The sequence below is a fragment of the Anabaena sp. CS-542/02 genome (genome assembly GCF_028331085.1).
GTDB lineage: Bacteria > Cyanobacteriota > Cyanobacteriia > Cyanobacteriales > Nostocaceae > Anabaenopsis > Anabaenopsis arnoldii.
Window position 1 is genome coordinate 1 of sequence record NZ_JAQMTM010000052.1, and the last position, 7,641, is coordinate 7,641.

Genomic DNA, 7,641 nt, shown 5'->3' on the forward strand with positions numbered 1-7,641 from the left:
GGTTGATAACTTTGACATTATTTTACTGCCAACCTTTGAAACATCCCAAATGTCTCAGAAGGCGAAACGACGGATTAAGTCAAAGTCAGTGCGTCAAATGTTAACACTCTCTCACTACCGATTTAAGCAGTTTCTCAAGCACAAGGCTTTTGAGACTAATAAAGTGGTGATGGATGTGAACGAAGCGTACACATCAAAAACAGTCAGTTGGACTGGTGAAATCATCCCCAACCTTGGTGGTGCATAATTCGTTAAGTCTCCATCTGACGGGCTGGTAATGAGCCGGGACATAAATGGTGCGCGAGGGATTTTCCTCCGTGCATTGGTTGATACGCCCTCTCTTAAAGAGTGTATTTGTTAGTGAATGTTAGCAAAAAAGTATCGGTTTGATTCAAATAATCAGGTAATTTCATATGATTATAGTCATGAAAAGCGGTTCCCCAGAAATGGAAATCAACCGCATTAGCCAGGAACTTACTACCTGGGGACTTATACCAGAAAAAATCATCGGTCAACACAAGGTGGTAATTGGTCTGGTAGGTGAAACAGCCAGTTTAGACCCGTTACAGATTCAGGAACTCAGCCCATGGATTGAGCAGGTATTGCGGGTGGAGTTACCATACAAAAGGGCGAGCCGCCAGTTTCGACATGGACAAGCCTCTGAGGTAGTGGTTAATACTCCCAATGGTGATGTTGTATTTGGAGAAGACCATCCCCTAGTTGTTGTTGCTGGCCCTTGCTCGGTAGAAAATCAAGAAATGATTGTGGAAACGGCCCAGCGGGTGAAAGCAGCAGGAGCAAAGTTTTTACGTGGTGGAGCCTATAAACCTCGCACTTCACCCTATGCCTTCCAAGGTCATGGTGAGAGTGCTTTAGAACTGCTGGTTCAGGCACGGGAAGTAAGTGGTTTAGGTATTATTACTGAGGTAATGGATGCTGCGGAACTGGATATGATCGCCGAGGTGGCTGATGTGATCCAGGTGGGAGCTAGGAATATGCAAAATTTCTCCCTGCTCAAAAAGGTGGGGGCGCAACCAAAACCAGTTCTATTAAAGCGAGGCATGGCTGCTACTATTGAAGATTGGTTGATGGCAGCTGAGTATATTTTAGCGGCGGGAAACTCCAATGTAATTCTATGTGAGCGGGGAATTCGGACTTTTGACCGCCAACACACTCGCAATACTTTAGATTTATCAGTGGTGCCGGTATTGCGGAAGCTGACTCACTTACCGATTATGATTGACCCGAGTCATGGTACTGGCTGGTCGGATTTTGTGCCAGCAATGGCTATGGCTGCGATCGCCGCTGGAACCGATTCCCTGATGATTGAAGTCCACCCCAACCCAGCCAAAGCTTTATCTGATGGACCCCAATCTCTGACACCAGAACGTTTTGATTCCTTAATGCAGGAATTAGCAGTGATTGGTCAGGCTGTGAGACGTTGGCCCCAACCGGTGGTTGCTACAGCTAACTAGGAGTGTTTGCGGCACGCTAAGGCGTAGCGTGCCGCCGGCTTTACCTTCTTCTACCAGAAGAACCAAAAGAGCGACTGGGACTACGTGTAGAACGTCCACCAGAACCAAAACCAGTACCAGTATTGCGTCTAGTGGTACCGGATCTATTAGAAGGTCTGAGATTACTGCTACCAAAACCCGAACCAGAGGGGCGATTGGTGGTATTCGTCGGTGGTGTAGTGCGTACAGTTGAACTACCAGGGGATGATCTTCTAATTGTTCCCGTGGTGCGGAAAGTCGTGCGGTTGCGCTCCACTGCAGGTGGCGCATTGTAGCGAGTCCGATAGTTATTCACTGCTTGATTATAGGTACTACCATAACCACCGTAACCAGTTAGCACCCCTCCTGATTGATAAGCAGGGGGTACATAGTATTGGGGTCTAAATAACATATTACCGATCACCTGACCAGCGATGTTACCAGCTACAGCGCCGGCAAAAGGTGCCCAGAAGTTGCTTTCTCGTCGCACTACCACTGTTTCCTGTTGTCCTGTTTGGGGATTGGTTTGTGTTTCAGTGACGTTGTGGACGTACTCAATTTTAAAGTCTTCGGTCATATACAAGGCGGGTTCTCCGTTTTCCACCTTCAAAGAAGTCTTTTTTCCCTCCTGGATTTGTTCATCGGTCAGCCTTGCCATTTGCAAATTTTCAGTTTTAAAGGTTGGGGGTCTACTGTTGAGTAAAAACAGTGTATACTCCCCAGTGCCATCGTCAAAACTAGCTTGTTGCACCTGATACTCACCATCATTGAGCTTGCTAGCTGTAGACGTGGGGCTAACACTTCTCGTTTCAGGGGTGGTTTGGTTAGAATTACCACAGGCTACGGTTGTTAAGCACAAAGTCAGTGCTAAAAAAATCACTGTAAATTTTCGTAATATGCTCATGAGCGTTTTACTATGTTCTATTTTTCAGCTTAACAAGGTTTTATGGGGGTGGGAATGTAGAGACTACCCAACCAGTTACAAAGGAATTAATTCTGGGTAATATTGCAACAGCTGATCATTAGTCAGTTGATCTCCTAACTGTGCTGGGGAAAAATGTACTTGAATGGCGCGCAGTTTTTCTTGATAGTGCAGATTGATTAAAGCTTTTAAACCATCTTTTAATGCGGGGATGTTGGACAAGTCTGCTTCTAAATTGGGAACTTCTCCTTCATAGGCTACAGTCAACATCACAATCACATTCCGGGTTACAGGTATGGAAAAAGATTGATCTGAACCTGAAGTCGAACTGGTATCAAACTCTGCGCCGTAGCGTTGGGCAGAATCACTAAATAATTCGTTGACGTAATCTCCCGCTTCACCTTCATCCCAAAATACGTCGCCTTCATTGGCAGCAGACAGCCAAGCTTGATCATATCGCAAGAGGGTTTCGCAAATTTCCACTAATCCTTCTCCCAGTTCTTGCAGGTCACCTTCAGCCTCTATGGCATCCCTAGCTGTACTATTTAATACTCCTAAAATCGGTGCAACCTCAGATCCGGCTAGATGTAAAAACAAGCGACAAACTACATAGCGAGTTCGACCCATCATTCTATTAAAGGCACGCATTTACTTGCTCCATAATTTTGAATAGTACACTAATAAGTGTGACACAAGTATTGTTGATGTATGCACAAAATACATATAGTGTTTCTGGCTTGAATAGTTACACTAACCCTATAGTTAAAATCTAAGAAGATGAAAATTGGGATTCTAGGACTGGGACTCATCGGTGGTTCTTTGGGTTATGATTTGCGATCGCTTGGTTATGATGTTTTAGGGGTGACTCGTCAGGAGTCTACCTGTGAACGTGCGATCGCTCTTGGTATTGTTGATCAAGCATCTGTAGACATGAGTTTATTAGCCGCCGCAGATGTAGTATTTATTTGTACACCCATAGGTATGATTATACCGCAATTCCAGCAGCTAATTAATTATTTACCTGCCACTACTGTGATCACTGATGTTGGTTCAGTTAAAGCCCCCATAGTCCAGAACATCGCCCCTATATGGGAAAATTTTATTGGTGGTCATCCCATGGCCGGAACAACAGATAGTGGTATAGATGCGGCTCAACGGCATTTATTTATGGGTAGACCCTATGTGTTGACACCAGATGCTACCACACCCAAAACAGCAATTTCAGTTGTAGCAGAAATTGTGCGATCGCTGGGAGCTAATCTTTATTATTGCCCACCGGAGCAACATGACACAGCGGTGAGTTTAATTTCCCATTTACCTGTCATGGTGAGTGCGTCCTTAATTGCTACTTGTATGGGCGAAACAGACTCCCAAGTGTTGCAACTAGCCCAAAACCTTGCTAGTTCAGGTTTTCGCGATACCAGTCGTGTGGGTGGCGGTAATCCGGAATTAGGAGTAATGATGGCACAATATAACCGCCAAGCATTACTGAGTTCACTACATCAGTATCGCCAAAGGCTAGATGAGTTGACTAACCTGATTGAACAGCAAGATTGGCCAGGTTTGCAGTTAAAGTTAGAGTCCAACCGGAATGACCGACCCAAATTTGTTGACTAATCTTGGGTTGGGTCTCCCTAGTGATGATCAAATTCTAGGACCTCTTGTTAGCATCTACAGGCATTATAGATGTAGATATAGAAAGATAAATTTTCAAATGACCATATACTTTTACAAGGTGTGGCAACCTTATGGCTGTTTTTCTAATTTTTCTCCCCACGGGATCACAATTCATGGTACTTACTGGCCCACTGTAGAGCATTATTATCAAGCACAAAAATTTGTTGGCAGTGTAGATGCAGTTATTATACCTGTGATTCATGCAGCCGAAACCCCGGAAGCAGCAGCGGCTTTAGGCCGCTGTCCTACTCGCCAACTGCGTCCAGACTGGGAGATGGTTAAAACTCAAGTTATGGGACAAGCTGTACTGCAAAAGTTTCTGACTCATGGCGACATTAAAGAAATTCTTTTGAACACAGGTAATCAAACCCTAGTGGAAAATTCCCCCAACGATTATTTCTGGGGTTGTGGGGTACAAAAAACCGGTCAAAACCATCTTGGTAAAATTCTCATGGCTGTGCGTCAAGAAATCCGCGCATCACAACTTTCTACGGTATTTTTAGGGGGACGTAAGTTGGATTAATTACAGATTAGTGGAAATCGCCTGTACTGGACAGGTAGGGATACACTGTTCACAAACAATACAGCGCGATCGCGTGAATGTCAACTTATATGTTTCCGGTTGTAGGCTGAGGGCTTCCGTAGGGCAAACCCCAGTACACAAACCACAATGTACACAGACATCCTCATCAATGACAATTTCACCTAGGTTGTGAGAAACATTGATATGGCGCGATCGCATCCACTCAATAGCTTCATTTAAGCGGTCAATATCTCCAGACAATTCTACCACAAGTTTGCCAATTTGGTTAGGAGCCACTTGGGCGCGGATAATATTGGCAGCAACGTTAAATTCTTTAGCCAGTAAGTAAGTAACTGGCATTTGAATAGCCCGTTTAGGAAAAGTAAGGGTAACTCGTTTTTTCACAGGTTTAGCAGGGACTTTAGTTTTTTTTAAATTTTAACTCTAGGGCGATAGCGTAAGCGCTGCAGTTAAAGGCGATCGCCATTCTATATACTCCCATTCCCCGTGGTTAGCCATAAGGCTTTGTTGAAGTTATGTAAAAGGGTGTTGAAAAGGATGTATAATAAATGGAGAATATCCATCAAAGATTGAAATTAAGACAAAGGCTTAACTTTTAGCATCAGGAGGACAAAACAATGACAGTAACACTTACTATGTCGTCCCTCTACGCTAAACTATCCAAAATTGGGTTAAACCAACACTATGTAAAAAATAATGGTTTACCAAGTTGGTGGAATGATGAACTCAACGATAAACCCATGGCTGTGTTAGAAGGGGCTGGTTATATCGCTGATCACCTTAACCTTAACTTAGAATCCTTGTTGGTAGAAGAAAACATTAGGTTTAATTCCTCCCCTCCTACTAAGTTTAAGCAGCATAACAGCAGAAATCAGGATCACCCTTATCTAGCTCAAGCTTTAGCTAGTCGGGTAGCTGAGTTAACTGCCTACGGTACGGAAGCCAATTTTACATCTTTACCCACTGATGTTAAGAAAATTAGAGCAGAAATTTTAACAAATCATACCACTGTTAATTTAAAATCCTTACTCGAATATTGTTGGAGTAAGGGCATAGTTGTTGTTTATTTTAACAATTTCCCTCCCAAGATCAAGAAGTTTGCTGCATTAATTCAATGGAGGTTTAATAGTCCTGTAATCATTCTCAGTTCCCAACATAAATACTCTGCTAGATTAGCTTTTGACTTAGCCCATGAATTAGGTCACTTAGCATTAGGACATCTAAAAGAAGGTATTTTAGTTGATGAAGAAATAAAGTATGATTGTAATCAAAATGATGATGATGAATGTCAAGCAAATAAATTTGCTACTCAGTTATTATTAGGTGATTGTGATAATTGTTTAGAAGATCAGCGTATTTTTCACCATAACCAGTTAATTAAGTACGCTCAATTAATCTGTCAAGAAAATCCTCATGTTGATGTGGACTCAATTGTACTTAATTATGGTTGGCACACAAAGAAAAACTGGGGTTTTGTTCAGAAAGCTTTAAAGAAATTAGACTCCTTAGCTAATGGTCAACTTGTTAATGAATATTTAGCTGAGAGATTAGACTGGGACAAGTTTAATGATGAAAGCTATGAGTATTTAGAAAAAGTCTTAGGAGTTTAATGTCAGGGTCATTTTACTGTTTAGATAATGATATTATTCTTAAACTGGCTACCTGCGATTTATTTAATGAAACCCTGATGACATTTAAGATTAATGCAAGTCAAATACAAATACTTGATAGTTTCAAATATAAATTTGATGTAAACAGGCAAATTAAACGTAGAAGAGGGAATAAAGCCAACAATAATTATACAGAATTTGATATTAAAAAAGCATTAGAAATCGTTGAAAATTGTGCAACTCTTTCAGAGCATAATCCTAATATTGATAGAGATATTTATTTGAGACTGATGGATTCTTGTAGAAGAAGCAATGATAAAACAGATACAATTGATCAAGGAGAAGCAATTTTAATCAGTTATATTTTCTACCTGAGTCAACAGGGTTATACCAATAATTATTTATTAACCCACGATAAATGCTGTTTAAGGGCTTTAATAAAGTCTGGTTTTACTGAGATTATTCAAAATCTTGAGGGTAGAATTTGGTGTTTAGAGCAATTGATTTTTAAGTATATTGAAAAATTTGGTTTTGATATAATACAAACAAAAGTTTACCCTAGCCGATATTGTGACCAGAATATAAAAATGATATTTGGTTATAGTATCAAAGCAACAGAAGAGGTAGTAAAAGAAAATTTGAACACAGAAATTATAGTATTAAGAGGAGAGACTGGTAACTTACTTTATCCTTATCCCTAATTCTTATAGCATTTCCCATGCTCGTGAGGTACAAAGTTTTTTAGTTTGAGGGAACACACCGAACACCGGAACACCGTAATAGGAAATTTGTGTATACTTCATTAACCTGAAAAAGGTGCGCGCTGCTGTTATAGGCGATCGTCCCCGTCTAAAAGTTCCTATCACCGCTTCCGTGGTTGAAAATCCGGCTCATTTAAAATCACCACATCATCACCGCACAGACCCAAAACAAATAAACCTTAACCAGAACGGTGTAAAATTTACATTTAATGCTACATAGAGATCCGGGGGTTAGAAACCCCCGTCTAATAGCTAAAGTCAGATAAATCTGACTAGAAAATCATGTATGTGATCATAGTCTAGACCGCCAATAAACCTTTGCGTACCTTTGCGCCAAACTTTGCGCCCTTTGCGTTTAACAACAGATAGTGGATATAAACGAATAGATGATAGATCAGATAGGAGTTTGATCTCTACCCTAAGATAGATGACAAACTTACAGTTATTCTAACTTAAAGTTATTTACACTTGTATAAATTTTAATAAACTGTCGGCTAAATTACTAACAGCTATCCTCTATATTTAAATTTCTGCCCTTGTATATCCCCTAGTTTCCCATGTCCAGACTTTTGATTAGCCAGTACCAAGCAGAAGTAGCCAAAATTATCCAGTTTGGCGGTTCCCGTAAAGAAAC

10 protein-coding genes are annotated in these 7,641 nt (G+C 41.1%); 7 read left to right on the top strand and 3 right to left on the bottom strand.

Annotated features, from left to right (window positions below; all coding sequences use genetic code 11):
- A partial coding sequence (locus tag PN447_RS05435; protein ID WP_442867079.1) for a zinc ribbon domain-containing protein occupies window positions 1–247 on the top strand: 247 nt, incomplete at its 5' end.
- 166 nt (window positions 248–413) lie between these two features.
- Window positions 414–1,475 carry a 3-deoxy-7-phosphoheptulonate synthase gene (gene aroF, locus PN447_RS05440; RefSeq protein WP_271761449.1) on the top strand — a complete coding sequence of 354 codons (1,062 nt, stop codon included), beginning with the start codon at window positions 414–416 and terminating at the stop codon, window positions 1,473–1,475.
- A gap of 40 nt (window positions 1,476–1,515) precedes the next feature.
- On the opposite strand, the gene PN447_RS05445 is transcribed toward aroF, so the two are convergent.
- Both PN447_RS05445 and PN447_RS05450 read right to left on the bottom strand, forming a co-directional pair.
- On the bottom strand, window positions 1,516–2,397 hold the full coding sequence (locus PN447_RS05445; protein ID WP_271761451.1) for a hypothetical protein: 882 nt from the start codon (window positions 2,395–2,397) through the stop codon (window positions 1,516–1,518).
- A 75-nt stretch (window positions 2,398–2,472) separates the two neighbouring features.
- Entirely contained in the window at window positions 2,473–3,063 is a 591-nt protein-coding gene (locus tag PN447_RS05450; protein ID WP_271761453.1) for a DUF1517 domain-containing protein, read from the bottom strand.
- A gap of 129 nt (window positions 3,064–3,192) precedes the next feature.
- On the opposite strand from PN447_RS05450, the gene PN447_RS05455 reads away from it, so the two are divergent.
- Both PN447_RS05455 and PN447_RS05460 read left to right on the top strand, forming a co-directional pair.
- Window positions 3,193–4,032 (top strand): prephenate/arogenate dehydrogenase, encoded by an 840-nt coding sequence (locus PN447_RS05455; protein WP_271761455.1) that lies wholly within the window; start codon window positions 3,193–3,195, stop codon window positions 4,030–4,032.
- A gap of 97 nt (window positions 4,033–4,129) precedes the next feature.
- Window positions 4,130–4,615: an NADAR family protein gene (locus PN447_RS05460; protein WP_271761457.1), complete on the top strand. Its 486-nt coding sequence runs from the start codon at window positions 4,130–4,132 to the stop codon at window positions 4,613–4,615.
- Here PN447_RS05460 and PN447_RS05465 read toward each other — a convergent pair whose 3' ends face one another.
- Complete coding sequence (locus tag PN447_RS05465) at window positions 4,616–5,020, bottom strand: NIL domain-containing protein (RefSeq protein ID WP_271732976.1); 405 nt, start codon at window positions 5,018–5,020, stop codon at window positions 4,616–4,618.
- 233 nt (window positions 5,021–5,253) lie between these two features.
- Here PN447_RS05465 and PN447_RS05470 point away from each other — a divergent pair, with 233 nt between their 5' ends.
- The 3 genes from PN447_RS05470 to PN447_RS05480 all read left to right on the top strand — a co-directional run bounded on the left by PN447_RS05470 (window position 5,254) and on the right by PN447_RS05480 (window position 7,227).
- Window positions 5,254–6,246: an ImmA/IrrE family metallo-endopeptidase gene (locus PN447_RS05470; protein WP_271761459.1), complete on the top strand. Its 993-nt coding sequence runs from the start codon at window positions 5,254–5,256 to the stop codon at window positions 6,244–6,246.
- A 77-nt stretch (window positions 6,247–6,323) separates the two neighbouring features.
- Window positions 6,324–6,947 carry a hypothetical protein gene (locus PN447_RS05475; RefSeq protein WP_271761461.1) on the top strand — a complete coding sequence of 208 codons (624 nt, stop codon included), beginning with the start codon at window positions 6,324–6,326 and terminating at the stop codon, window positions 6,945–6,947.
- A gap of 115 nt (window positions 6,948–7,062) precedes the next feature.
- Window positions 7,063–7,227: a hypothetical protein gene (locus PN447_RS05480; RefSeq protein WP_271761463.1), complete on the top strand. Its 165-nt coding sequence runs from the start codon at window positions 7,063–7,065 to the stop codon at window positions 7,225–7,227.
- Window positions 7,228–7,641 lie beyond the last annotated feature (414 nt).

Excerpts from the sequence above, each read along its gene's own strand:
- PN447_RS05450 (WP_271761453.1), bottom strand. The coding sequence starts at position 3,063 with ATGCGTGCCTTTAATAGAATGATGGGTCGAACTCGCTATGTAGTTTGT.
- PN447_RS05455 (WP_271761455.1), top strand. The coding sequence starts at position 3,193 with ATGAAAATTGGGATTCTAGGACTGGGACTCATCGGTGGTTCTTTGGGT.
- aroF (WP_271761449.1), top strand. The coding sequence starts at position 414 with ATGATTATAGTCATGAAAAGCGGTTCCCCAGAAATGGAAATCAACCGC.
- PN447_RS05475 (WP_271761461.1), top strand. The coding sequence starts at position 6,324 with ATGACATTTAAGATTAATGCAAGTCAAATACAAATACTTGATAGTTTC.
- PN447_RS05445 (WP_271761451.1), bottom strand. The coding sequence starts at position 2,397 with ATGAGCATATTACGAAAATTTACAGTGATTTTTTTAGCACTGACTTTG.
- PN447_RS05470 (WP_271761459.1), top strand. The coding sequence starts at position 5,254 with ATGACAGTAACACTTACTATGTCGTCCCTCTACGCTAAACTATCCAAA.
- PN447_RS05460 (WP_271761457.1), top strand. The coding sequence starts at position 4,130 with ATGACCATATACTTTTACAAGGTGTGGCAACCTTATGGCTGTTTTTCT.